Origin of the sequence: Colwellia maritima (genome assembly GCF_022669015.1) — a bacterium.
Classification (GTDB): Bacteria; Pseudomonadota; Gammaproteobacteria; order Enterobacterales; family Alteromonadaceae; genus Colwellia; species Colwellia maritima.
Genome location: NZ_JAKKSL010000002.1, coordinates 742394 through 767230 on the forward strand (window position 1 = coordinate 742394; position 24837 = coordinate 767230).

General features: G+C 36.8%; 28 protein-coding genes and 6 pseudogenes. 10 read left to right on the forward strand and 24 right to left on the reverse strand.

Features of this window, described 5'->3' with window-relative positions:
- Positions 1-87: 87 nt before the first annotated feature.
- The 3 genes from L3081_RS13665 to L3081_RS13675 form a co-directional block, all read right to left on the reverse strand.
- A complete protein-coding gene (locus tag L3081_RS13665) occupies positions 88-393 on the reverse strand; it encodes a DUF1330 domain-containing protein (RefSeq protein ID WP_242286689.1) in 306 nt (101 codons plus the stop codon).
- Positions 394-423: 30 nt separating this feature from the next.
- Positions 424-1299 (reverse strand): tetratricopeptide repeat protein, encoded by an 876-nt coding sequence (locus L3081_RS13670; protein ID WP_242286690.1) that lies wholly within the window; start codon positions 1297-1299, stop codon positions 424-426.
- 105 nt (positions 1300-1404) lie between these two features.
- Positions 1405-2019, reverse strand: a complete 615-nt coding sequence (locus tag L3081_RS13675) for a class I SAM-dependent DNA methyltransferase (protein WP_242286691.1) — start codon at positions 2017-2019, stop codon at positions 1405-1407.
- 491 nt (positions 2020-2510) lie between these two features.
- Here L3081_RS13675 and L3081_RS13680 point away from each other — a divergent pair, with 491 nt between their 5' ends.
- Genes L3081_RS13680 through L3081_RS13690 form a run of 3 tightly spaced genes read left to right on the forward strand, consistent with a single transcriptional unit; the run spans position 2511 to position 4436 of the window.
- Positions 2511-3719, forward strand: coding sequence for a chemotaxis protein CheB (locus L3081_RS13680; protein ID WP_338027360.1), 1209 nt, complete (start codon positions 2511-2513; stop codon positions 3717-3719).
- Positions 3682-4140, forward strand: a complete 459-nt coding sequence (locus tag L3081_RS13685) for a CheR family methyltransferase (RefSeq protein WP_242286693.1) — start codon at positions 3682-3684, stop codon at positions 4138-4140. Before L3081_RS13680 ends, L3081_RS13685 begins: the two co-directional genes overlap by 38 nt.
- Entirely contained in the window at positions 4107-4436 is a 330-nt protein-coding gene (locus tag L3081_RS13690; RefSeq protein ID WP_242286694.1) for an EAL domain-containing protein, read from the forward strand. The genes L3081_RS13685 and L3081_RS13690 overlap by 34 nt, the downstream gene beginning before the upstream one ends.
- An 83-nt stretch (positions 4437-4519) precedes the next feature.
- Here L3081_RS13690 and L3081_RS13695 read toward each other — a convergent pair whose 3' ends face one another.
- From L3081_RS13695 to L3081_RS13715, 6 genes are all read right to left on the reverse strand, one after another.
- Positions 4520-5146, reverse strand: coding sequence for a hypothetical protein (locus L3081_RS13695; protein ID WP_242286695.1), 627 nt, complete (start codon positions 5144-5146; stop codon positions 4520-4522).
- 270 nt (positions 5147-5416) lie between these two features.
- The gene (locus tag L3081_RS29105) at positions 5417-5713 is read right to left on the reverse strand and encodes a DUF3592 domain-containing protein (RefSeq protein ID WP_420839743.1); all 297 of its coding nucleotides are present in this window, start codon (positions 5711-5713) and stop codon (positions 5417-5419) included.
- Positions 5695-5916: a hypothetical protein gene (locus L3081_RS13700; protein ID WP_242286696.1), complete on the reverse strand. Its 222-nt coding sequence runs from the start codon at positions 5914-5916 to the stop codon at positions 5695-5697. The genes L3081_RS29105 and L3081_RS13700 overlap by 19 nt, the downstream gene beginning before the upstream one ends.
- Positions 5917-5956: 40 nt before the next feature.
- Entirely contained in the window at positions 5957-6856 is a 900-nt protein-coding gene (locus L3081_RS13705; protein ID WP_242286697.1) for a DUF2785 domain-containing protein, read from the reverse strand.
- A 381-nt stretch (positions 6857-7237) separates the two neighbouring features.
- Positions 7238-8005, reverse strand: coding sequence for a sulfite exporter TauE/SafE family protein (locus tag L3081_RS13710; protein ID WP_242286698.1), 768 nt, complete (start codon positions 8003-8005; stop codon positions 7238-7240).
- A gap of 321 nt (positions 8006-8326) precedes the next feature.
- On the reverse strand, positions 8327-8935 hold the full coding sequence (locus L3081_RS13715; RefSeq protein WP_242286699.1) for a PEP-CTERM sorting domain-containing protein: 609 nt from the start codon (positions 8933-8935) through the stop codon (positions 8327-8329).
- Between the two features lie 228 nt (positions 8936-9163).
- Here L3081_RS13715 and L3081_RS13720 point away from each other — a divergent pair, with 228 nt between their 5' ends.
- Complete coding sequence (locus L3081_RS13720; protein ID WP_242286700.1) at positions 9164-9436, forward strand: type II toxin-antitoxin system Phd/YefM family antitoxin; 273 nt, start codon at positions 9164-9166, stop codon at positions 9434-9436.
- Complete coding sequence (locus L3081_RS13725; protein WP_242286701.1) at positions 9417-9686, forward strand: Txe/YoeB family addiction module toxin; 270 nt, start codon at positions 9417-9419, stop codon at positions 9684-9686. The genes L3081_RS13720 and L3081_RS13725 overlap by 20 nt, the downstream gene beginning before the upstream one ends.
- A gap of 260 nt (positions 9687-9946) precedes the next feature.
- Here the strand turns inward: L3081_RS13725 and L3081_RS13730 are convergent, their stop codons facing one another.
- From L3081_RS13730 to L3081_RS13740, 4 genes and pseudogenes are all read right to left on the reverse strand, one after another.
- Positions 9947-10873, reverse strand: coding sequence for a GGDEF domain-containing protein (locus L3081_RS13730; protein WP_242286702.1), 927 nt, complete (start codon positions 10871-10873; stop codon positions 9947-9949).
- A 210-nt stretch (positions 10874-11083) separates the two neighbouring features.
- Positions 11084-11236 (reverse strand): annotated as a pseudogene (locus tag L3081_RS13735) (type II toxin-antitoxin system RelE/ParE family toxin); the annotation flags it as partial.
- Between the two features lie 14 nt (positions 11237-11250).
- Positions 11251-11376 carry a hypothetical protein gene (locus tag L3081_RS26995; RefSeq protein ID WP_274620534.1) on the reverse strand — a complete coding sequence of 42 codons (126 nt, stop codon included), beginning with the start codon at positions 11374-11376 and terminating at the stop codon, positions 11251-11253.
- A complete protein-coding gene (locus L3081_RS13740; protein ID WP_242286703.1) occupies positions 11373-11654 on the reverse strand; it encodes a type II toxin-antitoxin system Phd/YefM family antitoxin in 282 nt (93 codons plus the stop codon). The genes L3081_RS26995 and L3081_RS13740 overlap by 4 nt, the downstream gene beginning before the upstream one ends.
- 390 nt (positions 11655-12044) lie before the next feature.
- Between L3081_RS13740 and L3081_RS13745 the strand changes: the two are divergent.
- Positions 12045-12389: pseudogene (locus tag L3081_RS13745) on the forward strand (group II intron maturase-specific domain-containing protein); the annotation flags it as partial.
- A gap of 89 nt (positions 12390-12478) precedes the next feature.
- Here the strand turns inward: L3081_RS13745 and L3081_RS13750 are convergent.
- The 4 genes and pseudogenes from L3081_RS13750 to L3081_RS13765 all read right to left on the reverse strand — a co-directional run bounded on the left by L3081_RS13750 (position 12479) and on the right by L3081_RS13765 (position 14459).
- The gene (locus L3081_RS13750; protein WP_242286704.1) at positions 12479-12736 is read right to left on the reverse strand and encodes a hypothetical protein; all 258 of its coding nucleotides are present in this window, start codon (positions 12734-12736) and stop codon (positions 12479-12481) included.
- Between the two features lie 384 nt (positions 12737-13120).
- A pseudogene (locus L3081_RS13755) lies at positions 13121-13420 on the reverse strand (transposase); the annotation flags it as partial.
- Positions 13421-13671: 251 nt separating this feature from the next.
- Positions 13672-14109, reverse strand: a complete 438-nt coding sequence (locus L3081_RS13760; protein WP_242286705.1) for a hypothetical protein — start codon at positions 14107-14109, stop codon at positions 13672-13674.
- A 68-nt stretch (positions 14110-14177) separates the two neighbouring features.
- Positions 14178-14459 carry a hypothetical protein gene (locus L3081_RS13765; protein WP_189379678.1) on the reverse strand — a complete coding sequence of 94 codons (282 nt, stop codon included), beginning with the start codon at positions 14457-14459 and terminating at the stop codon, positions 14178-14180.
- A 228-nt stretch (positions 14460-14687) separates the two neighbouring features.
- Here L3081_RS13765 and L3081_RS13770 point away from each other — a divergent pair.
- Positions 14688-15732: pseudogene (locus L3081_RS13770) on the forward strand (IS110 family RNA-guided transposase).
- A 491-nt stretch (positions 15733-16223) separates the two neighbouring features.
- On the opposite strand, the gene L3081_RS13775 reads toward L3081_RS13770, so the two are convergent.
- Both L3081_RS13775 and L3081_RS13780 read right to left on the reverse strand, forming a co-directional pair.
- Positions 16224-16577 carry a hypothetical protein gene (locus L3081_RS13775; protein WP_242286706.1) on the reverse strand — a complete coding sequence of 118 codons (354 nt, stop codon included), beginning with the start codon at positions 16575-16577 and terminating at the stop codon, positions 16224-16226.
- A 141-nt stretch (positions 16578-16718) separates the two neighbouring features.
- Positions 16719-17285, reverse strand: a complete 567-nt coding sequence (locus L3081_RS13780) for a DUF6151 family protein (protein WP_242286707.1) — start codon at positions 17283-17285, stop codon at positions 16719-16721.
- A gap of 257 nt (positions 17286-17542) precedes the next feature.
- Between L3081_RS13780 and L3081_RS13785 the strand changes: the two genes are divergently transcribed.
- Complete coding sequence (locus L3081_RS13785) at positions 17543-18514, forward strand: integron integrase (protein ID WP_242286708.1); 972 nt, start codon at positions 17543-17545, stop codon at positions 18512-18514.
- Between the two features lie 50 nt (positions 18515-18564).
- Here L3081_RS13785 and L3081_RS13790 read toward each other — a convergent pair whose 3' ends face one another.
- The 4 genes and pseudogenes from L3081_RS13790 to L3081_RS13805 form a co-directional block, all read right to left on the reverse strand.
- Positions 18565-19182, reverse strand: coding sequence for a hypothetical protein (locus L3081_RS13790; RefSeq protein ID WP_242286709.1), 618 nt, complete (start codon positions 19180-19182; stop codon positions 18565-18567).
- A gap of 89 nt (positions 19183-19271) precedes the next feature.
- Positions 19272-19637: a hypothetical protein gene (locus tag L3081_RS13795; RefSeq protein WP_242286710.1), complete on the reverse strand. Its 366-nt coding sequence runs from the start codon at positions 19635-19637 to the stop codon at positions 19272-19274.
- 18 nt (positions 19638-19655) lie between these two features.
- Positions 19656-21928, reverse strand: a pseudogene (locus L3081_RS29110) (dehydrogenase E1 component subunit alpha/beta).
- A gap of 154 nt (positions 21929-22082) precedes the next feature.
- Positions 22083-23283, reverse strand: a pseudogene (locus L3081_RS13805) (acyl-CoA dehydrogenase).
- 180 nt (positions 23284-23463) lie between these two features.
- Between L3081_RS13805 and L3081_RS13810 the strand changes: the two are divergent.
- Both L3081_RS13810 and L3081_RS13815 read left to right on the forward strand, forming a co-directional pair.
- On the forward strand, positions 23464-23664 hold the full coding sequence (locus L3081_RS13810; protein ID WP_242286711.1) for a helix-turn-helix domain-containing protein: 201 nt from the start codon (positions 23464-23466) through the stop codon (positions 23662-23664).
- A gap of 11 nt (positions 23665-23675) precedes the next feature.
- Entirely contained in the window at positions 23676-24293 is a 618-nt protein-coding gene (locus tag L3081_RS13815; RefSeq protein ID WP_242286712.1) for a LysR family transcriptional regulator substrate-binding protein, read from the forward strand.
- Between the two features lie 147 nt (positions 24294-24440).
- Here L3081_RS13815 and L3081_RS13820 read toward each other — a convergent pair whose 3' ends face one another.
- Positions 24441-24764 (reverse strand): DUF2956 domain-containing protein, encoded by a 324-nt coding sequence (locus L3081_RS13820; RefSeq protein WP_242287049.1) that lies wholly within the window; start codon positions 24762-24764, stop codon positions 24441-24443.
- Positions 24765-24837: the final 73 nt, after the last annotated feature.

Consider the following 24837-nt stretch of genomic DNA (forward strand, 5'->3'; position numbering starts at 1 on the left):
CTTGCCATGTTTAGGCGGTCTTTAGAACGGATGTCATAAGTCAGTTTTAGCTAGCTGTTACTGTTTTTAGGTTAAACAGGAATCCAATTAGGGTTGTTTTTCATGCATAGAAATTGTTGTAACTGATTTTACCGAGCTTTGAAAATATTTAGCTTTTACTGCTAAATATTTAGGGTCACTAAAAAATTCATTCATAATTTCTTTACTTGGAAAATCAATTGTAAACACACGATTTATAGGGGCATCACTTTTAGATTTTAAGACTTCATTTACTTTAAAATCGAAACCAAAACTGCCACCAAAAGAATGAAGTATCGGCATCATACTTTCACGATATTTCTGATATTCAACATCATTAGTTACTTCAATACCCATTATTCTTTCGTAAGACATATAACCCCCTTTTAATTACTTATACTCATTCTATTTACTGAGCTCAAAGTCTAGCTTTCTGACTTTGATATTAACACCGGCAGCGGTTAATTCTTGATAGAAATCGACAATATTACATAATTCAACTTGTTTGCAAATTATGCCGTACTTTAAAATTGCAGGCTTATAACTTTGTAAAGAAGCTTGTTTAAGCCAATACAGCGCTTGTTCAAAATCTTTTTTAACATATTGTCCATTTATATACATTTCAGCAAGATTAACTTGTCCTTTGGCGTAGCCAAGATTAGATGAAGCTTGAAATAATTCAAAAGCACTTTCTAAATTAGTTTCACTAAATTTCTCATTTAAGAATGCCTCACCTGAGATATTTTCTTTTTTGCCATAAGTTAAATAGCTACTCGGTTGTTCATGTTTTTCTGGACCAACTAAACGATTAAATAACTTACCTCTTACCGGTCTTTTTGCTAAATAAATAGCTTGAGTATTTCTCATGCTTTTGATTACGTCAAGATGCAGATCATATCGTTTAGATTGAAAATAATCCTTATAACTCAATTGACTGTATTTTATACTATTGATAGCTGCATTTTGTCGTTGGTAATAAAAATCACCATATACCAATGTAATTATATCACCTGTAATATCGACAACCTTTGCAAGTCTGTACTTCTCTGTCGGTCTTAATTTGTCACTGAGCAATCTAAAATCTAAAAAGTAAATATCATCAATCTTTGGGTTTGAAATAATAGATAAAGTCTCTTTCTCTTCAGCTATAGAAGTGTGATATTCAAAAAACGCCAAACATAAAATGGTAACTAAAGCACAAATACTAAAGGTTTGATATGGTTTAATTGTTTTAAAAAACGTTGATGCTTCCTGATTTTCAATAGCTTCGTTAATATACATAAAAGTTAATCCCTTATACTTTTCAAAAGTGATTTAAACATTATGACACAAATAATATTTGTTTGTGTAGACGAATAAATCTTAGCTGCTACTATTTAAAAATCTTTATTTCTTAGCCGTTAACAAAAACACTGGATACTGCCCATGCGGCTTTTGTACAGCGCTCGCATCTACAACGGCAACATCTCGAAACCCGGCGTCTTGTGCTGCTTTAGTTATTACACTTCGATCAAAACCACAATGAAACACGCCGGTATCTTCACTATGAAAATTACCATCTTCACTATCTAGATCGGCGATAGCAATGACTCCGTCATCATTTAATAGTTTGTGAAATTTAGCAAACATTGCACTAATATCTTTAACATGGTGCATTGTCATTGAGGAGATAATACCGTCAAAAGCCCCCTTAAATTTTTCAGTTATATCTATCAATGTTAGATCCACGTCAATAATATCAAGCTCGCAACCCAGAGTATTTCGCTTTTTAGAAAGCTGCTCATTCATTGACTTTGAAATATCAATAGCCGTAATTTTTCTTACAAACGGCGCTATACGTTCAAGTAATAACCCAGTACCTGAGCCAAAATCCATTAGGTGCATATTTGAATCAAGGTTTATAGTTTCAATGATAGCATTGGCAATGTTTTCGACATTTGTAACTCTTTTAACGTCTTTTTCGTAGACCTTTGCTTTTTCTTTAAAATAATCTTTGTTCACTAAATTCTCTCCAATTTTTAACATTAACCATTAAAATAAATCGTTTATCATGAATTTTCCATAAAATTTGATAACCGTCAAACTAAGGTGGGGTTAATACCCCTATTCTTATTTTTTACTTTTATATTTATTTTTATATTTATTTTAATAGCACATTGATCCTTTTATGAAAGGCAAACGTATAATTCCCCTTAAGTATATTTTAGGCACGACTCAACTAGCTTTAACAGCCAATACTCTTTAATAAGGTTGTATGTCGTGTTGCTCTTTTTCAATTCATTAGCTATCTTCTAATGATAAAAGTGAGATTGTAGATTGTATAAGACTGAATAATAACAAATTTAATAGGGTAATAAGTAATGAAGTACAATGAGACAATTCTTTTTATTGAGAATGATGATAATACCCGTAAAATTTACTCTGATTTTTTTCGTGGAATATTTGCAACCGTGCTTGAAGCATCTAATGGACGATAAGGCATATCAAAATTTATCACCCATAGACCGAGCTTAGTGATAACTGAAATTCAGCTACCTCAAATGAATGGTCCTGAATTAATTCAAGAAATTCGTAAAAACGATAGTAAAACCCCAGTTATTGTATTTAGTGCACATATTGAAGAAGACTTTATCTTAGATACTATTAAAGAGCACATTAATGGTTTTATCAGTAAACCCACTAATAATAAAAAATTGGCACAAGTTATTGATCAAGTACTATCTGTTGGAAAGCACGAAGATTCCGTTGATAAAGCTAAGATACTTGGTGATAGTTTAACCCTAAATAATGAATCTGAAAAAGAACTACCTCAAGACCCTGAAAGTTTGATGGTCGTAGGGATAGGGTCAAGTGTCTTTGGCGGTCTAGAGGCGCTTACGGCTCTTATAAAAGGGTTACCTAGAAATAATAACACCGCCTATATCATTGCTCAGCACTTAAGTCCTAAGCATAATACTATGTTAGTGGAATTGCTTTCGAGAGAAAGTAGTTTAATGTTTAAAGAAGCTGAACATAATGAGACGCTTGAAAGCGATGTTTTTTATATTACACCACCAAATAAAAATGTTGAGATAAATAACAATAATCAAATTGTATTATCGGCACCAGAAAAACACTCTTTTTTACCTAAGCCTTCGGTAAATCAACTTTTTATCTCTATTGCTAAATACAAAAAAGAAAAATCTGTTGGCATTATATTATCAGGCACAGGTTCAGATGGCTGCCAAGGTATGCGTGCAATTAACGCTGAGGGTGGCATTACCATAGTACAAGAGCCAAGTACGGCAAAATATGATGGTATGCCTATGGCTTCAATTAACGGATCAGTTGTTGATATTTTAATTGTAGCTGACAAAATTGGCGAAGAATTAGTGGCGCTAGCAAATTTTCCTAGAAATAAAGTATTGAAAAAACATCAAGTGACACCTGCTAATGATCATATCTCAATTATTTTCGCTCTGCTTCATAAAATTAAGCATGTCGACTTTTCTGTTTATAAAAAAGCGACGATTGGTCGCCGCATTGAACGAAGAATGGTGGCATTGAAAGTAACAACACTCAGTGAATATGTAGCCTTAATAGAAAGAGATAAACAAGAAGTTGAATTACTTTATAAAGATATTCTCATTGGGGTTACCAGTTTTTTTCGTGACAGAGATGCTTATGACTCGGCCGGAAAACCTTCTCGACAAATATCTTGATGAAAGTCCTGATGCAAAAGAACTTAGGATTTGGATGCCAGGTTCTTCTACCGGTGAAGAAGCCTACTCCGTTGCCATTATAGTAAACGAGTTATTGAACGATCGACAACAAGTGATGGATATTAAAATTTTCGCCACCGATATTGATGAACATGCGCTAAAAATTGCACGCCGAGGTATTTACAGTCAAGCATCGATGACAGAAGTATCTGACTCTTATATTAAAGATTATTTTACAATTACTGATAATGAATTTGAGGTAAAGAAAACCTTACGACAGAATATTGTTTTCTCTTATCATAACCTTTTATCTGATCCTCCATTTAAAGACTTAGATCTTATTGTTTGCCGTAATCTACTGATTTATTTTAATTTAGATGCACAAAAATGGATGATTTTGGCACCGGTTATTCAAACTTAGGTTACCTAATTAATAAACCATTCGATATCTTAAAAATTGACCGTTCTTTTATCTCTCGTATTGGTGAAGAAAGTAAATCAGAAGAAGTGGTTAAAGCCACTATTTCTATTGCCAACGCATTAGGTTTAAAAACCGTTGCTGAAGGCGTTGAAACAAAGGCACAATATGATTTTGTGGCTAGTCATAACTGTGATTTTATTCAAGGTTATTATTTTCAAACACCTAAGCCAATTGGTAAGTTACTTAATTATTTACAAGAAAATGAGAACCAAGAGAATAAAGAGAACAAGGATTAAAGACAAAAAATACGATAAAAAAAGGCGACTAAATAGCCGCCTTATAGCTTCTTATAAGTAACTTTTAATCGTTTAGATGATGGCTATCTCTGCCAATGAACTATTTGCTCACCTGTACTTGAACGATAGCGCATGTGTAAAATACCACCATTCTCCATTTTTATGTCTAGTGGTAAATTTAGCTCTTGCATAAAACCGGGTTCAGTACCACTAATGAAAGAGATGGTGTAGCCATTGTTTATATACTTTATGTCACCGGTATAACTATTATTAATAATCGTTCCATTCATATTTAATACGAAAACTTGGGTTGCCCAATTAATCTGAGTGTTTGATCGATTACTAAAGTTGATTGATGCGTTGACTTGATAAGGTACAGAATAATCAACGCCATTCTCTTGATAACTGTTTAATTGCCAACTGTTTTCAGGAAAAAATACGGATTGTGAATTATTTTGGTTTGTTTCTGATTGTGTAGTGACTACTGTTGGGGTTTGATTAATGCTTTTCTCCGGCATAAATCTCGGTAAAACCAAAAGACCTACGCCTGAAAGTATTAAAATAATAGAAGGATTACTAACGTTAAGTTTTATACCAAAGCCTTCAACTTGGTTACTGCTAGCGTCTTTTTTATTTGATATAAAAAGGTATAAGCCGGCAATAATGAGTAACGACCCAAAAATCACAAAAATTATATCTATTGCACTCATATACACATCCATTATAAGTATGTAATTGCTTGGCAAAGACAGCCACTTTGTCAATTTAATAATCCTAGTCTAAAGAATACTATTTTTCAATTTACTAGCAGTAAGCAAATGACATCTAAATAAAATACCAACATAGACTTTACCTCGCCTAACCCACAAATTTCCTTTTGTATCTAAAATAAGCGGGTGTAAAAAAAGATCAGCTGTAAGCTAACCGTGAATAATTAGCTTCGCTGTCATCATTAATCCTAGGCTACGCGACACCTATTCTTATTTATTATGTGTAAACCCTGTAGTGTATAAAAAAATTAAAAAAGCGATAGAAAATACAAAAATGAATAACCCCATTAAAGCTCCTAGCCCTAATCCGGGTTTTAACACCGCGATTTTGGGATTGTTAGGATTATAATAAACAGTGACAGACTTCCCTAAAGGGTAATTCCTAGCTATAGAGTCATGATAACGATAAAAAGATGATTGAACCTCATGCCATCGTCGTTTTTTGGATGAATAAGTTTTTCCATTTACAACATATCTATAAGTTATGTCTAAAGTAAAAGTTTGAATCCTATCCCCCTTTCACGACCTGCTCCTGCTATAGGAGTACCAACCTCACTACTCGTGATTTTACCTAAAACGGTTGGGAAATATTTTGCTTTGACCGCTTTAGGGATAGACACAAATAAATAATAAATTATGCCTAAAACAAGGCAAACAAAAACTAACGATATAAAAAGTGGTGTTTTGTCTATAATAATCGATAAATCCATTTGTCATTCCTCTGAACACATTATCTAAAAAGTTTGACAGCTACCCTAAGTTTTTGATGATATTCGCCAGTATTGGTTGAATTGCCTTTAACTTTGGATTTTCACTTTGCCCTGTAATAGCGAAAATACTGTAGATAAAACTACGGGTATTGTGCAGTTTAGCTAAGCCATTTTTACTACCATAAACACTATCCCAATCAGCAAAAGGTACAGGAGAAACAACCCTGTCAAAAAAACTAGAAATCTCACTTTCTGTATGTTCTCCACGCAGAACAATATAGATAATAGCAGTAGCTAATCGTTTGGGTTCGCCGTATGTGTAAAAATGCAACTTTTGCGGTGACACCTGTGATTGTATTGCGCTTAACAACTGATTTAACTGTATTTTTGATATATTTTTATTGAGTGATAGTTGTAAAAACACATCTGCTGTATGAGCTACTGCGTGTCGCCATCCTTTCGCATCATCAAACCCTCGATAATCTTCAATCTTACTCATGTACCTTGTTGATACATCTACCGCTCTTTGACGCTCTTCATCTGAAAGGTAAGGAGATAGACGATCAACACGAATTACCTCTGAAAACACTAAAGCTGCAAATGGCTGTGTAAAATCGTCGGTCTCTTGATTAACTTGCTGTAACGTATTGATGAGGGAATTAAAAATTGTTTTGACAGTATTTTGATCTAATAATTCATTACGTAACCAGTAACTTATTCCTTCAAAAACTACACCATCGCGAATTTTAGGATCTTGATATCCTAAGCATGAAAGTAATTTTATTGCTGTTTTATTTCTCTTGTTAACAGACTCAATTTCAAATTTTTCTTTTTTCAGTGTTTCAAGTGCACTTAATGTGAAATTATTCGTGCATTGATTCGCATTTACCATTGAGGTCATTAGCAGTGATATTATAAATGCAGTTAACAGCTTTTTCATATTATTCCTTGATATTAAGTATATTGCTTGTTTTACAGTACCCTCGGGCAATTTCAATAACAAATCCATTTTATATTTACATAAATAAGCTAGCAGTAGATTAGTACGGTATGATTTATTATGGTTAGCTAAGCTAGCGTGAATAATTAGGGTGGGTGTCCTCATAAATCTTTCTATGGTGAGAGATGGTGTCTATTGGGAGCCTAAAATGAATCAATAATTAAGATTTGACACCATAGTCACTTATTATATTGCATTTACTCTACAATATAGCCTTTAGAATATAAAGCTTTTACAACTGCCATTTGGTCATTGGACTGTTTATCAGAAACAATAGTCGCTTGCCTTTTTGAAGGACCTAAATACTAAATGTTAATACCTTTAAATATAAGTTACATAAAAAAAATACACCGTGATAACACAGCTCATCAATATAACGAATGCCCTGACATATTGTTGAGATAATCTCATTGAGATATGAGCTGAAAAATATCCGCCTAATAACGTTCCGACTAAAACAGCACTACCTTCTGCCCATGCAATTGAATCGTTTAATATAAATAGAAAAATAGCCGCAAGAGACACAGAGGAAGACACCGCTAATTTTATACCGTTCATTACGTTTATGTTTGAATGACCGGCTAGCGTTAAATAACTTAACACTACGATACCTAATCCTGCATTAAAAAAACCACCGTAAATACTTATACTAAATAATGTTAAAGACAAAAAGATGGCTCTGAATTGGAAGGCATATTTATTTTTTTCTGCATAAGCTTTTAATAAAGTATTAGCTTGGGATCCAAAGATAAATAATAGAGTGGCAAATAAAAGTAACCACGGAATAGCAATTTCAAATGAAGATTCTGGTGTTTTTAATAACAAATAAGCACCCAATGCACCACCGATCACACTCGATAAAACCGTTAATAACACTTCTTTTTTGTGTTTTTTTAATATCTGTCTAAATGCAAAAGCACCACTAAGGTAACCAAGACATGATGAAAAGGTATTGGTTGCATTGGCAATTAGAGGAGGTACACCAACAAAAACAAGAGCCGGAAAGGTAATAAAGCTACCACCACCCGCAATAGAGTTTAAAACTCCGCCGATAAGTCCGGCTGTGAATAATAATAAAAATTCGCTCATGGTGTAACATTCTCAATAGTAATATCGTCATGGTGGCGATCTTCTTTATTGGAGGATACCCCCCATGAATAAATTACAAGCGCAACGTTATCATTACCTTTTTGAACAACATCTTATCAATCTTTCTTTACAAGGTAAACGACCATCCACTATCGATGCTTATGCTCCAGGATTATGATAAATGTGATAAAGATAAATGGGGTCAGGTACAAATTAAAATATGTGTACCTGACCCCTTTTTTATTTTTATGACCCCTTTTTTATAATTTAGGTATAAAAAAGCCCCGATTCATACCGAGGCTCCTTGTAAATATTTCAGCGCTATTTGGTAGTTTTTCTTCTTGCAAAGCCAAGACCTGCTAAGCCAAGACCCAACAGGGCAATGCTAGCCGGCTCTGGAACAGACACTGAATCTGAATAAAGCCTGAAATGGACATCGCTTACACGTACATAGGCAGTTTGATTGGAATAGTCGTCAAGCCCGGCGGTACTAAACTGTGTGTGCGTTCCTGAGCCCACTCGTGGTATGTAGGTATTGGCTGCCCAAAGCGACAAATAATATGTTCCTGCAGCCAAAGAGGCGCTTCCTAAATCTAGATTAACTGTTACGTTGTCGTAATAATCATTGACATTAGTAACATAGGTGCCGGCCGCCCAATCGTAATCATAAGAATACAGTTTATTGGATAAAGTATTGTTCCATATAGAAAACTCAACCTGATCATATGAGTCTGTAGAAAAATCAATACTCAAGCTATCTAACTCATGAAAGCTAGATAACGTAAAATCATCAAATACCTGCCATAATGTTGTATCACAAGAAGAACATGACCCCCCAACATTAAGAGTATCGCTTCCGTTATCTACAATAAGACCGGCGTTTGCATTGGTAGCAGCGAAAAGCCCTAGCGTTAGTAAAAGTTTTTTCATCTGTACCTTTCCCCTATTATAAGTTAACTTAACAGTAATTTTAATAGCAATATACACACCACAATTTCAACTAGTTGTTTTTATTGGCTTTATCAACACACCAAATCTAAAAGTGTAAAATATTTCGACGCAAGAGCAAAAGCCAACTGTTATTTATCGTTTTAAGTGACTTGTTATATTTTTTAAACTACAATGTACGACAATACCGTACATAAATTGGAGTTTACTATGGACAGCATAAGTGTAAATCAGTTTAGAGACAACTTAAAAACATACGTTGAACAAACAGTTAACCAACATGAACCTATTAAAGTAACGAGGCGTCTTGGTGATGCTTTTATTGTAATGAGTGCAGATGACTGGGAAAGAGAACAAGAAACATTGCACGTATTACAAAGTAATAGCTTGATGCAACAAATAGCTGAATCAATGAATACACATAAGAGTAATAAAGGCCACAAACCAACACAAGAGCAATTAGATGAGATCATTAATCTTTGAAGGTAAAACGTGGCTCACTTATGAGCAATTAAGAGAAAAAGATAAAAAATTACATAAAGCGCTATGTAAAATATTAAAAGAAATGCTTCGCTCAGATCCCAGTAGTGGATTAGGAAAACCCGAGCCACTAAAACATAACCTGTCTGGTTTATGGTCGAAGCGAATTTCTCAAAAAGACAGACTTATTTACAAGTTTGATGAAAAGTATGTTTATATATTCGCTATTGGTGGACATTACGCCGACTATTAGAAAAATACTCATCCTCTGATAAAAATTGCTCCACTGAGCAACCGTGAGGATAATAGATCTCCCCATCGTTATTCTTGTTACCTAGTACTCAGGAAATATAACTACATCCATAATAAAATCCATCATGGTTAATAAACCGCCCTGTGCAGAGTCGCATGCAGGTTGGTATAGGGCGGAGGGTAGAAACCACCGGCTACCCGATTTAAGTTTTTTGGTTCCGGCGGTTAGCTTGATGATAATGCCATATGAACGAACAGTGGTTACGCCCGAAATAGGTGCCCCCTGTTTTTACCGGCTCGTTTCGCCGCGTACATCGCGTTATCTGCTTGTTTGAACACGACATTTTCGTCAGCGTTTTCGGCACACACTAGCGCGACACCGATGCTCGTGGAACAATAATGCTCAATCGTATTCTCTTCATTGTCGGAAGTTACTTTCAGAAAGTATCTTTCTTCCAATGCAGCACGAATCTTCTCGGCTACTTGCAGCGAAGTTGATTCAAAATCGGCTTGGTTCGTATCGACACTCTCTATCCAAACGACAAATTCATCACCACCAAACCGCGCTAGAGTGTCAGAGGATCTGATCACTTTTCTAATTCTATACGCCACCTCAGTTAACATGAGGTCACCGACAAAGTGGCCGTGTGTATCGTTTAGATCTTTGAAATGATCTAAATCCAAAACCATCAGGGCACCACGTCCATTGTCTCGCTTTATTTTGGCAATAGATTTTTGCAATGCATGTTCAAAATATCTACGGTTAGGAACTTTGGTTAGTAAATCCAAAAATGCAATGTCACGAATCTCTCTTTGTGCAATATTACGCTCTGTGACGTCTATAAAGGTCGCCAAAAAACCATTGGCCAGTGTCATGCCCGATATTTCCATCTCGCGAACGGTGCCATCCTTACAGTTAATAGTGTATTCAATAGGTGTGATGTCTTGCCCTTCACGAGCTGATACCTCAACCGCTTCGGCCCAGTTCGACAACACCCAATCTCGATACTCGGAATCAGGGTAAGCTAACAGCCACCATTGTTGTAAAGTTGGCATATCGTCTAAATCATAGCCAAAGATATGTGTGAACTTTTTATTAATTCTTAGCACTATGCCATCTTCTGAAACAAGACAGAGCGGAATTGGCAACTTAATAAACAATTCGAGGAAATCATCTTGGGTGTTCATAATGTTTTATTCCACATGTAAGCAAAGGGTTGAGGGCAATATTGACCAGGAAAAAAACGATGTTTTTATCCGTTGGCTTCGTGCGCCTTTCATTTATAGACAAGGTCAACCTACCTTGAAAACCAATCACGCTATTTACTATATAAAGTGGCTTCGGGCTTGTCCAACACCCGAATAAGGTGTCGGCTGCGCGACACCTATTCTTATTTGTTATGACTCAAGATCATCGATTCTGAGCAATTGGCGGCTATTACGTAAAGTTAGTATTTTTATTTCATTTCCAACTTTATAAATTATTCGATAATTGCCAAATATAACTTCACGATAGCTTGTACTTAATAACTCTGGAAGTGGCCTTCCCTTCTCGGGGTGGGAACCTAATGAATCTGTTCTGTCGAAAACATCATTAACCCATTTATCAGCCCCGTTGGTTTATCAAGAGCAATAAATTTAGCTGTTGTCTCTAGCTTTTCAATTGCTAATGGCGACCAAACTACTTTCAAGATTGGATATTCTTTAAAACCTGCGCACGTGCATCAGAGTTGGAAATGCCAAGTCCTGCGGAAAGCTGAGCTTCCGCTTTTTGTACTTCTTCAAGTAACTCTATTTTTTCTTGCATAGATTCATATTCAGCAACATCCAAAACTACAGCAACACCTTTTCCCCTTTGAGTGATTACAATGGGTCTTCTAGTTTCATTAACTTGACGTATAAATGATGCTGCTCCGGCTCTAAAATCTGAAAGCGGTTGAATATCTTGATCAAAATGAAGTCTACTCATGATAATACCTTTTGTTGTACCTTATATGGTACAAATTATAGTAAAAATGGTGGGAGAGTACAAGACTTTGAATTTGAGTTATTACGCCCATTTAAGGGGCTGGTAATTGTTTGCTTAAATTGTGAAACGAAGCGGAATAGAGCAAACAGTTAGCTGTCCTGCGTTAATGGCTTGGTACGCCCGGCATGGGCATGAACTAATGAGGTGAAAGTCCTCTGTAGGAAGATCACCGTTTAATGAGTTTTATTAAACGCTAACTACTCGCGAATGGCAAGGGCTTTTCCGTGAGGAATGGTCTGAAGGAAGCCGTTAGCAAATTTGCGAGCTGAACACAGATAGCTCAAGGTACATACCGACCTAGCCCCATTAAATACCATGTGCGAGAGTTAAGCCATGAGCAAGCAAATTTCGAGCCTTAACCGATACCTGCGAGGATGGGGAAACTACTTCCTCATCGCCAACGGTTATCAGTTATGTGTCGATTTAGACCAATGGATCCGCCGAAGAATACGGATGTGTTTTTGGCGACAATGGCGCAAGCCAAGATCCAAAGTGAAAAATCTATTAAAACGGGGTGTTCCACTAGCGCTAGCAATTAGCTGTGGAGCGACAAGGAAAGGGGTATGGCGAAGTGCGAAAACCAAAGGGATAAATAAGGCATTAAGCAACGAGTATTTAGCTAATGCAGGTTTAGTATCACTTAGGGATATCTGGATTAAAATCCATCATGGTTAATGAACCGCCCTGTGCGGAGCCGCATGCAGGGTGGTGTGGGGGCCGGAGGGTAGAAACCTCCGGCTACCCGATTTAAGTACACATTTACGCTATTTTTCTTTATGTTCTTTATTCTCTTTGGCGTCTATATAAGCTTGGCGTGCTTGTGTATCACAATGTCTAGCGCTGCTTTGACGGTCTTTGGTGCTAACAGATGCAGAAGAATAATTCTTTTGACACCAGTCTAAACTTCGTTTTTGAGGATACTGCTCTATATCTAGTTCATTTGAAGTTAGCTCTGTTGAGCTTGAGCAACCAAAGATACTAAGACCTATAGATAATAATAAGATAGTTTTTGATTTATTCACGATACTCTCCTTGTGTATTTAACAGCTTATTGAACACCATTTTGGTGGTTTATAACACCCCAAAACGGCGTATATTACGTGGGCTAATAATTTCACTAAAAAACATCTTTGTAAACAAATAATTATATGTATTTTAAAATGGTCTTTGTTGTTACGCCCCAAAACTAACAATTAAAAAGGACATCCATTTTAATTGTCATCACAAGTTCTGCCAAATTCAATTGATGAACTTTCCCCTGTTTTCAAAAGAAGGTGCCGATTAGATAGGTTTGTTCATTCAAGCTGTCGAAAATGTGCGTATATTTTAGATTTTTGTAAACGCTAGACACAGTAAACTGCCAATCGGTGATTGGTGGTTTGTTCTTTATTAGTTGATATTACTTTTTAGGCTAATAGTTTTTCACAACAACTTAAGCTTTGTCGTCGTTTTAATCCTTGATGCTCGCAATACTCATTAAGCGCATCGCTATGCCCTACAGCACCATGAAATAAACGCCTAAATTCCTGGGTTAACTTTAACCAGTTGTCAGGCGCTATATTTAACCGTGCTAATAACGCAGGTTGTTCGTTATCTATGTAACCTCTATTATCTTCTCGTATGCATCGCCCTGTTATTTCTATTAATGAGAGATAATCCAATAATTCAAACGGTAAGCCTTTAGGCATGTGTTTTTTAGGGTTACCAACAACGGGGTGTTCCACTAGCGCTAGCAATTAGCTGTGGAGCGACAAGAAAAGGGGTATGGCGAAGTGCGAAAACCAAAGGGATAAATCAGGCATTGAGCAACGAGTATTTAGCCAATGCAGGTTTATTGTCACTTAGGAATATTTGGGTCAAAATCCATCATGGTTAATGAACCGCCCTGTGCGGAGCCGCATGCAGGGTGGTGTGGGGGCCGGAGGGTAGAAACCTCCGGCTACCCGATTTATATTTTTTACAACTCACATATACTTTTGATGCTACGAGCAAAAGCAGTGTTATCAATTTCTTTTATAAATTGACCGCCTGAACCACCAAAGATCAGATTTTGCTCCCATACAATAAGCCTGAATTTATCGGAGCGAATATATATTGTAGGAGCGTAAGTTACTAGAGAGCGATTCCACCCTCCCTTTACTTTTTTTAAGTAATCGTTCACCGCTTCATGCAGTTGACTGTTTGACTCAAACTTCCGCTGAGTTTCAATCCTGCCTTTGTTGTAAATTAGGCAGTCAATATTTTCATTTTTATCGAAAAGCCCATCGTTTGTTACTGGAAGATAAAAGTAACCTAAAATCACTAATACAGCCACAAGCAAAATAGAAAGCATAATTTTTATTATGAACACGGCAACCCAGTATTTAAAAATATAACGCCTTACTAATGGGCGCATAAATGCTTGGCTAAAATTAGCGACGAAGGAGCGCAAGCCAAGCGTTTTGCGTCCTTTTAAGTAACTTGTTATAGCTCCCTTTCCCCGTTTTCTTTGTCTTTGGGTTCACCATTCTCATCTTCTTCCTTTAATTGCTCTTGCCTTATTCTTTCGAGCTTTTTAATCTCCTGAGGAGGAATAGGAAAGACAGACAATATTGGAAAAACTGCCAAAAATATAAATGCCCCTCTTGGCATTCTTTTACTCCACACAACTAGCCGATACATCCCTCGAATTATTAGAACGGTAAATAATATTAATGCAAAGTAAAAACCAAGTTCTACAAGAATAGATGAATTATAAAAGTCCATTTAACAAACCTCCCCGTTATAAAATATATGGGGAGGCTTTCACTGACATTCAAGTAGCTATAACGCCTCGCTAAGAGGCAAATAATAGTTGGTCAAAATAAGCGAGGCACGAGCAAAAACCAACTGTTATTTGTCCTGCTTGAGCGACTTGATACTAATTGAGCCTCCTCCCCAAAGTCTAGCATTACGCTACACTTTAAGGCGACTAAACCAACAGGAGAAGACTCTATGAAATTCTACACTACTTTACAGCAATATTATTGCGGAATCGACTTGCATGCCAGAATTCTTTACGTTTGTATTCTCAATCAACAAGGGGATAAACTCGTTCACCAAAAAATTGGGGCTGATCCGCCGGCTTTACTACAATTACTCGAACCCTACATCGGCAATGTGGTAGTTGGTGTTGAATGCATGCATTGTTGGTACTGGGTTAGTGATTTTTGCCAAACACATGAGATAAACTTTGTCTTAGGCCATGCACTTTACATGAAAGCCATTCATGGTGGAAAAGCCAAAAATGATAAAATTGACTCATACAAAATAGCCAAACTTGCTAAAAGGTGGAAACTTCCCTCTTGCGTATAATTACCCAAAAGAAATGAGGGCAACAAGAGATTTACTTCGTAGAAGAACCGGCGTAGTCAGGCACGGCGCTAATCTTAAAGCTCATGTGGTCAATACTGACAGTCAATATAATTTACCTACCCGCGACCTGAATCTAAAAAATGTTTCCGCAAGAGAAACACTACGACATTGCTATGATGATGAGGTAGTTCAACGCACCATTGAACTCGACATGGTGTTACTTGATTGCTATGCAAAAGAGTTGTCCAAAGTTGAATACTTTATTGAAAAACAAGCCAAACAACATCATGGGGCTTACCTTTATATTATTCGTAGTTTTCCTGGTATAGGGCAAATACTAGGGTTAACTATCCTGTATGAAATAGGTGATATTACCCGCTTTAATTCTGTTCAAAACTTTGCGTCTTACAGTAGATTAGTCAAATGTAAAGCCGAGTCTGCCGGAAAGACTTACGGCACCAGTGGTAATAAAATTGGTAACGGTCATCTAAAATGGGCGTTTAGTGAAGCAGCCGTTCTTTATTTACGTGGCAATGATAAAGCCAAAAATTATCTTAATAAATTACAACGACGCATGAGTAAAGGCAAAGCCTTATCAGCCTTAGCGCATAAAATTGGTCGTTGTATTTATTTTATGCTGAAGGATAAAACTGTATTTGATGAAACTAAATTTTTAAAAGGTTAAGTCGCACAATGGCGTGAGCTTCTCGCCTAACTGGATGAAAAAGAGCATGAGGTTAATCGTCAAGCCAATTGTTGTTCATGATGATTACTATGCCATGTAGTTCAAGCCACGTTGTCTTGATTAGACACGCCATTGGTGCGCATTACCTTATAAGAGCAATGAGTAAACTCGTTTACACCTTAACTGAGCCTGAAACTAACTGAGACCTGTTTAACACCAAGTAATCATCCTACTTGAATAGTGCCAAAGAAAAGGTTAACCGATGAATGTCTAGTGCCCCTGCTACCGAAAAGGATTAAGGAAAAGCAGGCAGTGATGAGATCACACTAAGAGAGCCTCAATATGTGTTTGCCGTAAACGAGCGTTTAATGGCTAACTGACATAACGAAGAAGACGAATTTACTGATTGAAAACAATTAGCTACCTAGCGGTAGCTAAAAGAACACTATTGCCTATTGACGCGAGATGGGCTCATATGTGTTATATGCGCTTTACTTTTGATTCTTGCAATTTTCCCAAGACTTGTATACTTTACCATTTTTTGGAGATATAAAAGCAAAATCAGAAAAACTATTACCGTTATTTACAATGACGCAGCCATGAAGTAAACCAAATTTACCATAATAATCGCCGTTGAAATTTGATTTTAAAAAGGCTATTCCAGTATCTTCTTGACCAATTCCCGCTATCTCAATATGTAAATCCTTTCCCACTTTATAGGAACAATTTAATTGTTGATAATCATCTTCCTGGCATTTTTTGCCCTCTAAAATTACTTCATAAGTGCCGACTAAAGAAAATTGACTAAAAAAAGATAAACTTATGATTAACGCAAATAGCTTCATGGGATCTCCTGTGCATATAACGCCCAAATAAGGGGCTGATTAACTGTTGGCTAAAATGTGAAGCGAAGCGAAACCGAGCCTACTGTTAGCAGTCCCGCTTAATTTTCTTGTTATGTCACTTGCAACAGTAATCGAAATTTCTTAATTAAGAATATTTGGTTTAGCAATAGGTTTTCCGTTATCATCGAAAAATACAGAAGGTTTATTAAGTCCTTTTATTTTCCAAACAATAAGTTTGGAAAGACTTCTAAGAATAATCTTAAGAGATGATCCTTTCAGTTCAGTAGGGACTTCCTGCCTAGCAAATTTTGTCTGAATGTGGCCTCTATTTTTTCCTAATTCTTCGTCTCGGGTAGAAGCATTATCCATAAAATTATGGATAACCCCAATAAAAGGAACTCCTGGTCCCATTGTATTACCTATTGGAGTATTGCAACATATTGTATACCGGCGATACATACCTTTAGCGCTTAACCTAACACTCGAAATTTGTTCAATTCCTTCTGTAATTTTTATATTAGAAATCGGCATTTGAAATATGTCCGTACCACCGTATTGATCTAATACACTACTTTCTTGATTTAAATACTGAGCAAACGATTGACAGTCATCACAGCAACACATAATTCTTGTACCGGAACTTTCATTTACATTCTTAGTTTTTCCTTTAACTTTCCCACAAGAACATTTTAATTTTATTTCTGGCATTAGATTAGTTCTCCATATTTAATTTGATGACATAACAGCTTATTGAACACCATTTTGGTGGTTTATAACACCCCAAAACGGCGTATATTACATGTGTTAATAATTTCACTAAAAAACACCTTTGTAAACAAATAATTATATGTATTTTAAAATAACCTTTGTTGTTACGCCCCAAAACGGCTTGTAATAATGTTATTGGACAAAACAAAGTTTACTGTCTATACATACAGTTAATTATTATTTATGAGCTTAGCTAAATGAAATCACCTTTTTTAACACTGATCAAAGAACATATGTATAAAAAACGTTATGCCAAGCGCACTATTGAAGCATATTTATTCTGGATTGCTGCGTTTATTCGCTTTCATAATATGCGCCACCCTAGTTCGATGGGAGATACCGAAGTTGAGTTATTTTTAAATCATTTGGTCAACACCCGAGATGTTGCTAAAGGCACACAAGCGCAAGCATTAAACGCGCTGTGTTTTTTATATAAAGAAATAATTAATGCGCCACTGTCTTTATCATTGAATTTTTTAAAAAGTGAGCGACCTATAAAATTACCCGTTGTACTTACTCACGCAGAAGTCACAGCGTTATTTAAACACTGTAGTGCAAACCACTATTTAGCCTGTGCTTTATTATATGGTAGCGGTATGCGGTTAATGGAAGTGCTACGTTTACGAGTTAATGACATTGATTTTGATTATAAATGTGTACGAATTTGGGATGGTAAAGGTGGCAAAAACCGCGTAGTAACACTTGCAATTGAGCTTATTCCGCTATTGCGTACGCAAATAAAATTAGTTGAAAACTTTTTACAGCTTGATCTTAAAAATCCGTTGTTTAGCGGTGTGTTCATGCCTCACTTATTACGTAAAAAATATCCTAGCCACAATAAGCAGCTTAGTTGGCAATATTTATTTGCCTCTCATAAATTAAGTATTGACCCAGAAAGTAAACAACTTAGGCGCCATCATATTGATGAAAAACAATTACAACGTGCTGTTAAAAAAGCAGCGTTTGATGCCCAAATTGATAAGCATGTGACTCCACATACCTTACGTCATTCATTTGCCACTCATTTATTACAAAGTGGTGCTGACATAAGAACCGTTCAAGCGCAATTGGGGCATAGTGATGTGCGTACAACACAAATTTACACGCATGTTTTACAGCAGGGTGCAAACGGTGTGATCAGTCCATTCTCTCGCATAGGCGCTAATTAATTAAGCCCCTAGAATGTATACGAGAATTATTTTCAAACTATATACTGAGCTTATTTGCTAGTAATAACCCTTTTACGTTGTTCTTCAATGCCCATAGCTAAAAGAAAAGGGTCGGCTTTTTGTTTAGCAATAAAATCACTTTTTTCCTGTAAACCAAGCCAATTATGTTTGATCAAACATTGAGCGACAGCTCCACCTAAGGTAGCGCCAGGGCCTAGTATAATTAATTTGTCTGGTGCATATTCTTTAATAGCCACTTCAATGGCTTTGCTAAAATTATAGGCATCGGTTACTTGTGTACCTAAGGTGTAATCGTATAGTTTGTGGGTGTCACAGCTATAAGGTTGCCAGATCTGCCCTAGCCCATCAATTAACGGAATTTTTGGTGATTCAAATAACTCTGTTGATAAAAGTGATCTGGCTTTAATAGAAATATCGTTTAACAAGGGAGTATGAAAAGCTGCATGGTTAAATAAATTCATGGGGTACCTGTCTTGAATAACGGGCAATTTTTCTTCTAAGGCTTTTAAACCTGTTTTATTACCACCAAAAACTAAATAGCCGCCTAAATGAATAGAAATATACACTTCATTTTTACTGTCTTTATTTACTTCTGTGAGCCATTGATCAATTTGTGAAATGGATTCGCTGTTTTTGCCACTGCTCATTAGTGATTGGGTAAATCATTTGTCCACCCACTACACCATCAGTCATCATAGATCCCATGGTATTTATTAATTCAATAGCAGCATGTGGATCAACTGCTCCAAAGAACCGCTAAAGCAATATACCAACCCATTGAATTACCCGTTACGGCAACAATGTCGTATTCATCACGGTCAATTGATTGAAAATCGGCTAGTGCACATGCATAAATTAATGCCGAAGCATTTTCTCCTGCGGTGTGCTGACGCATATTATATTGCGCCATGCTATCAAGTTCATTGATGCTAATTTGACCTTGTAATTGACGATAGTTATCGATTACTGAGATTATCTCTGTTTTATCAGCGTGCAATCGCTGTAAATAACCGAGTTCTTCTTTATTGTAGGTTCCGCGTCCAGGGCAAATAACAACGGCGCGTTTTTTTTGATTCGTTATGTGTTGATTACTCGTATTCATATTGTTTCTCACGTAACCTTATGTTTTACGCCAATGGATTGTTTTTATTGGATTGTTTTTATTGGATTGATTTTTTTGTAACAACGTTGTTGCTGCCTCAACAATGCCGTTTGCAGAGGGCAAAACATGATAGGCCGCAGCACCCAATGGAATAAAACTGTCCTGAGCGGTCAGTCTACTCATATTCGGGATGATTTTATCATTTGCGGTATGCGCTTCATGTATAAGTGTCATTAAAGCTTCACTGATGGAACCCGTTTGGCGACATTCGTCAACAATTAAAATATTGCTACACTGAGTGACTTGTTCAAGAATACCTTGTTCATCTAATGGCGCTAACCAACGTAGATCTACCACGCGGCAATTAATGCCTTGTTCCGCTAATATTTTTTCTGCCTGTCTTGATAAGAAGTAACCATTCCCGTAGGTTAAAATACATAAGTCTTTGCCTTCGCCAAACACTGATATTTTTTGATCAACCTCTGCTTTTGCTGATTTAGGCTGAACATATTCAGATGTCCAAAGACCATCGCCCTCTTCATGTAAATCCTTAGTCATATACAATGCTATTGGCTCTAAAAACACCACAATACGTTGTTGCTCTTGCGCTAATTTCACACAGCTTCGCATCATTTGTACTGCATCAGCGCCGTTTGATGGACAAGCAATAATTAACCCAGGGATATCACGGAAAACCGCAAATGAATTATCATTATGAAAATGGCCGCCAAAGCCTTTTTGATAAGCCGCCCCCTGCAATACGTATAACCATGGGGTTGGTATATTGCCCATTAGAGAAAAAAGGCAAGGTGGCTGCTTCGCCCCGTATTTGATCTTCGGCGTTATGCACGTAGGCTAAAAACTGAATTTCAGGTATAGGTAGAAAACCGTTATGTGCCATGCCAATAGCAGTGCCTAAGATAGACTGTTCATCTAATAAGGTATTTACAACACGATTTTCCCCAAAGCGTTCACATAATTTTGCTGTAACGTTATACACACCACCTTTTTTACCAATATCTTCACCGCACATCACAATATTTTGATGTTCGGACATTAAATCAAGTAATGCCCAGTTAAGCAGCTTGGCTAAATGTTGAGGTTTACTGAGGTTATGCTTTTCATGTGAAAATAACGATAGCCGTTGATTGTCATCAACCTCGACATGATGTTTATTTTTGCGTGCAGGCGGAACAATACTCGCCATAACTTGTTTTGCTGTTGCTAATTTAGGTTTTGATGCTGCAGCATCAGCAACGTTAGCTACTCGGTTCTCAATATTATTATAAATGTCGATTATTTGTTCAGCATTTAACATGTTGTTTTCTAATAGAATACGGGCACTGTGTAGTAAGGGATCTTGAAATTCGTTTGCTTCAATCTCTGACATTTTACGGTAAACAAATTCAGCATCAGAGCCGGCATGGCCAAGTAAACGTACCGTGCGCATGTGTAAAAATACGGGTTTACGTAATTTTCTGGCAATATATTCTGCTTCTTTAGCTTTTTGGTAAGTATCAAGCAAATTTAAGCCGTCGCAATAAAGGTAGTGAATTCCTGCTCTATACTGATAATTAGCGGCAATCCAACCCTTAGGCGTTGAGGTTGAAATACCAATGCCATTATCTTCACAAATATAAACAATAGGCATTGGTATAGATTGATACGCCGCCCAAGCGGTACTGTTAATAGCACCTTGAGTTGTAGAGTGATTAGATGATGCATCACCAAAATTACAGACTACAATGCTGTCATTGGGCATTTCTGCTTCTATATTTAATCGTTTAGCCAAATCAACACTAAAGGCAGCCCCCATGGCTTTAGGTAAATGTGACGCAATGGTGCTTGTTTGTGGTGGAATGGCTAACGTTTTGCTACCCAACACCTTATGGCGACCACCAGAAATAGGATCATCTTTAGACGCTGAAAAAGACAGCAACATATCATATAGTGGTGTTTGCCCGGACAAGTTGTTTGCTTCGTTGAATAACAAAGGCGCCACTACGGTAATGTAAAAAAGCCATATCTGTATGCCTGAACGCTTTTGCATACGCGGCATTACCCTCGTGACCTGAGCTGCCTATAGTATAAAAGCTTTGCCCTTTCTTTTGCATCACACGTGATTGTAGGTCTAAATGACGACTCATCACCTGTGTTTCAAATAGGTCGATAACGGCTTGGTTACTTAAACCAACCGCTTCTGGTGTGAGTAAAGAATTTGACGTGGGTAGATTACCGCTACGCACAAAGTTGATAAAATTTTCTTTTACCAATTGATTACGATCTGACATTGGGATTCCACTTTTTCAGCAAACAAAATTTGAGATAGTTAACGTTAAAGCGCGATTAAAATCCCGCCTACGGATAATTAATTACTTGTCGGCATAAACCCCAACCTACAAATTTTGCTTTTGTAGGTTAGACGTTAGCTCATCAACAGAACTATTAATAAAAAGCTTGTAACCCTGTTTGTGCTCTACCTAAAATTAACGCGTGCACATCATGCGTACCTTCGTAGGTGTTTACTGCTTCTAGGTTCATTACATGACGAATAATGTGGAATTCATCACTAATACCATTACCACCATGCATATCACGGGCAGTACGAGCAATGTCTAAGGCTTTACCACAAGAGTTACGCTTTATAAGCGAGATAGCCGTAGGTGATAAGTCGCCTGAATCCATTAGTCTTCCTGCTTGTAAACAAGCAAATAAGCCTGTGGTTATGTCGGTTTGCATATCAGCTAGTTTTTTCTGAATAAGTTGAGTAGCCGCTAACGGACGACCAAATTGTTCACGGTCTAAGGTGTATTGGCGAGCACCATGCCGGCCAAAATTCTGCTGCACCTAACGCGCCCCATGCAATACCGTAACGGGCTTTATTTAAACAACCAAAGGGTCCTGACAAGCCTTTGGCATTGGGTAGCATATTGTCAGCAGGTACAAAAACGTTATCCATAACAATTTCACCCGTAATTGAGGCACGTAATGAAAATTTACCTTCAATTTTAGGAGCGCTTAACCCTTCCATGCCTTTCTCAAGCACAAAACCACGAATCACACCATCAAGTTTACCCCACACAACAAAAATATCAGCGACGGGTGAGTTAGTAATCCACATTTTTGTACCCGTTAAACGGTAACCACCGTCAACTGCAACGGCTTTGGTTGCCATGCTTCCGGATCTGAGCCTGAATTAGGTTCAGTTAAACCAAAACAACCAATGTATTCACCTGTTGCTAGTTTAGGTAAATATTTCATACGTTGTTCTTCGCTGCCGTAAGCGTAAATGGGATGCATTACTAACGAAGATTGCACACTCATAGCACTACGGTAACCGCTGTCTACACGCTCTACTTCTCGAGCCACTAAACCATAAGTTACGTAATTAACACCAAAGACAACCATATTTCTCAGGAATGGTTGCGCCTAATAAACCTAATGCACCAAGCTCACGCATGATCTCAACATCAAAATGTTCATTGCGATTCGCTTCAAGTACTCTTGGCATAAGCTTTTCTTGGCAATATTGATGCGCACTATCACGGATCATTCGTTCATCTTCTGATAGTAACGACTCTAATAACAATGGATCTTGCCAGTTAAAAGAAGGAGACTTGCTTGAATTAGCTGTTGAGTTTGACATGTGTAAAAGCACCTTTCATAAGTTGTTATAAGTTATTTCGTAAATAATGAGTATTGCATATATTTCGATAATAGATAAAACTTAGCCAAAGTTAAAATATTCTTTTTCTTTATCTGGTATAGTTTTTACCTATACCTAGGTAAGTTGACCGATAGAAATTAAAACACCGAGTAAGTATTTATGGACTTGAAAAGTTTACATTATTTTGCATCTGTTTATGAAAAACGTAGTATCAGTGCCGCAGCTAAAACATGTTTTGTTGCTCAACCGTCAATATCAGCCGCAATTCATTTACTAGAGCAATCATTAAAAACATCATTATTTATTCGACATGCCCGGGGGTTACTGCAACGGATACAGGCGAAAGGCTCTACCCATTAGCTAAACAATTATTGGGGCAAGCAGATGCGATAAAAAATCTTTTTTCTGATCCGAGTATTGAAAAATCATTTTATTTAGGGGTAACGCGCGGGCTTGGGGTTGAACGTATGTCAGCATTGCTTAAAGATTTTACTTCAGCACAAGAGAATATGCAGTTAACTTTAGTACCACATAATGAAGCTTGCGATGCGCGTATTATTATCAAAGAAGAATTAAATGGAACCGAAAATTACTTACCGTTATGGCAAGAAGAGTATTTGCTTGCACTACCTTATAATCACGTACTTGCGCTTAAAGATTCTATCGCCCTGCAAGATTTAGACGGACTGCCTTTTATTAAACGTAGTCCTTGTAATGCTTGGGATAGCTTAAACGACACGCTAACACTCGCCGGTATAACATTAGATATAAGGGCAAAAATTCAAACCATTGATTATGCATTAGGACTTGTTCACGCAGGTTTAGGTTGTGCCTTAGTGCCTGCCTCACCTGAAATACTAAACAAGTTTGAAATCGTATTTTTACCGATAGAAGGCATTAGTTTGGTTCGAGAAGTTGTATTAGCCTATCAAGATTCTTCAGACATTGTTGACACCTTAAAACAACTTATTATTAAGCACAGGCAATAACTAATTTCTAATTATATTATGGCTTTAATATCCATGTGTGAACAAAAAAAAGATAAGACCCTATTTTGATTTGTTAAATTATTTAATTAGCAAAATCAAACAGGTAGTGGTATCGCGTAACTTTATTATGTAGCGTATCGAGCTGATTTAAGAATATAAATACCGGCTAATAAAGCCACACCAACTAAGCGCTAATAATACCCAGGGTAAACGGTTATTGTTATTCTGGTCATTATTTGTATGGAGGGCGACAAGCATTTCAGCATTATTTAGCTGCTCTTTTAATTGCGCTTTACGCATTTTATCACGCTCACGTGATTTTTTATTCTGTTGCTTTTTATATTCTGCAATACCTTTTTCTATTCCTTGTGCTATTAATTTTGTTTGCTCTTTCGTTTGATTTGGTCTTTGTGTGCCTTTGGCTGTTTTGATTGCTTGTTCTTGTACTTCTTTTGATACTTTATTCATAATAACTATTAGTTTAACCTACCCTTTCATAAACGAATTAGCGTATATTAGGCTGTTCAACAGAACAGTCAACACA

Excerpts from the sequence above, each read along its gene's own strand:
- L3081_RS13795 (WP_242286710.1), bottom strand. The coding sequence starts at position 19,637 with ATGAATACGAGTAATCAACACATAACGAATCAAAAAAAACGCGCCGTT.
- L3081_RS13790 (WP_242286709.1), bottom strand. The coding sequence starts at position 19,182 with ATGAGCAGTGGCAAAAACAGCGAATCCATTTCACAAATTGATCAATGG.
- L3081_RS13685 (WP_242286693.1), top strand. The coding sequence starts at position 3,682 with ATGACTCGGCCGGAAAACCTTCTCGACAAATATCTTGATGAAAGTCCT.
- L3081_RS13690 (WP_242286694.1), top strand. The coding sequence starts at position 4,107 with ATGGATGATTTTGGCACCGGTTATTCAAACTTAGGTTACCTAATTAAT.
- L3081_RS13665 (WP_242286689.1), bottom strand. The coding sequence starts at position 393 with ATGTCTTACGAAAGAATAATGGGTATTGAAGTAACTAATGATGTTGAA.
- L3081_RS13730 (WP_242286702.1), bottom strand. The coding sequence starts at position 10,873 with ATGAACACCCAAGATGATTTCCTCGAATTGTTTATTAAGTTGCCAATT.
- L3081_RS13705 (WP_242286697.1), bottom strand. The coding sequence starts at position 6,856 with ATGAAAAAGCTGTTAACTGCATTTATAATATCACTGCTAATGACCTCA.
- L3081_RS13765 (WP_189379678.1), bottom strand. The coding sequence starts at position 14,459 with ATGGACTTTTATAATTCATCTATTCTTGTAGAACTTGGTTTTTACTTT.
- L3081_RS13775 (WP_242286706.1), bottom strand. The coding sequence starts at position 16,577 with ATGAAGCTATTTGCGTTAATCATAAGTTTATCTTTTTTTAGTCAATTT.
- L3081_RS13760 (WP_242286705.1), bottom strand. The coding sequence starts at position 14,109 with ATGCGCCCATTAGTAAGGCGTTATATTTTTAAATACTGGGTTGCCGTG.
- L3081_RS13780 (WP_242286707.1), bottom strand. The coding sequence starts at position 17,285 with ATGCCAGAAATAAAATTAAAATGTTCTTGTGGGAAAGTTAAAGGAAAA.
- L3081_RS13810 (WP_242286711.1), top strand. The coding sequence starts at position 23,464 with ATGGACTTGAAAAGTTTACATTATTTTGCATCTGTTTATGAAAAACGT.
- L3081_RS13670 (WP_242286690.1), bottom strand. The coding sequence starts at position 1,299 with ATGTATATTAACGAAGCTATTGAAAATCAGGAAGCATCAACGTTTTTT.
- L3081_RS13740 (WP_242286703.1), bottom strand. The coding sequence starts at position 11,654 with ATGAGTAGACTTCATTTTGATCAAGATATTCAACCGCTTTCAGATTTT.
- L3081_RS13720 (WP_242286700.1), top strand. The coding sequence starts at position 9,164 with ATGGACAGCATAAGTGTAAATCAGTTTAGAGACAACTTAAAAACATAC.
- L3081_RS13710 (WP_242286698.1), bottom strand. The coding sequence starts at position 8,005 with ATGAGCGAATTTTTATTATTATTCACAGCCGGACTTATCGGCGGAGTT.
- L3081_RS13695 (WP_242286695.1), bottom strand. The coding sequence starts at position 5,146 with ATGAGTGCAATAGATATAATTTTTGTGATTTTTGGGTCGTTACTCATT.
- L3081_RS13715 (WP_242286699.1), bottom strand. The coding sequence starts at position 8,935 with ATGAAAAAACTTTTACTAACGCTAGGGCTTTTCGCTGCTACCAATGCA.
- L3081_RS13700 (WP_242286696.1), bottom strand. The coding sequence starts at position 5,916 with ATGGATTTATCGATTATTATAGACAAAACACCACTTTTTATATCGTTA.
- L3081_RS13785 (WP_242286708.1), top strand. The coding sequence starts at position 17,543 with ATGAAATCACCTTTTTTAACACTGATCAAAGAACATATGTATAAAAAA.
- L3081_RS13725 (WP_242286701.1), top strand. The coding sequence starts at position 9,417 with ATGAGATCATTAATCTTTGAAGGTAAAACGTGGCTCACTTATGAGCAA.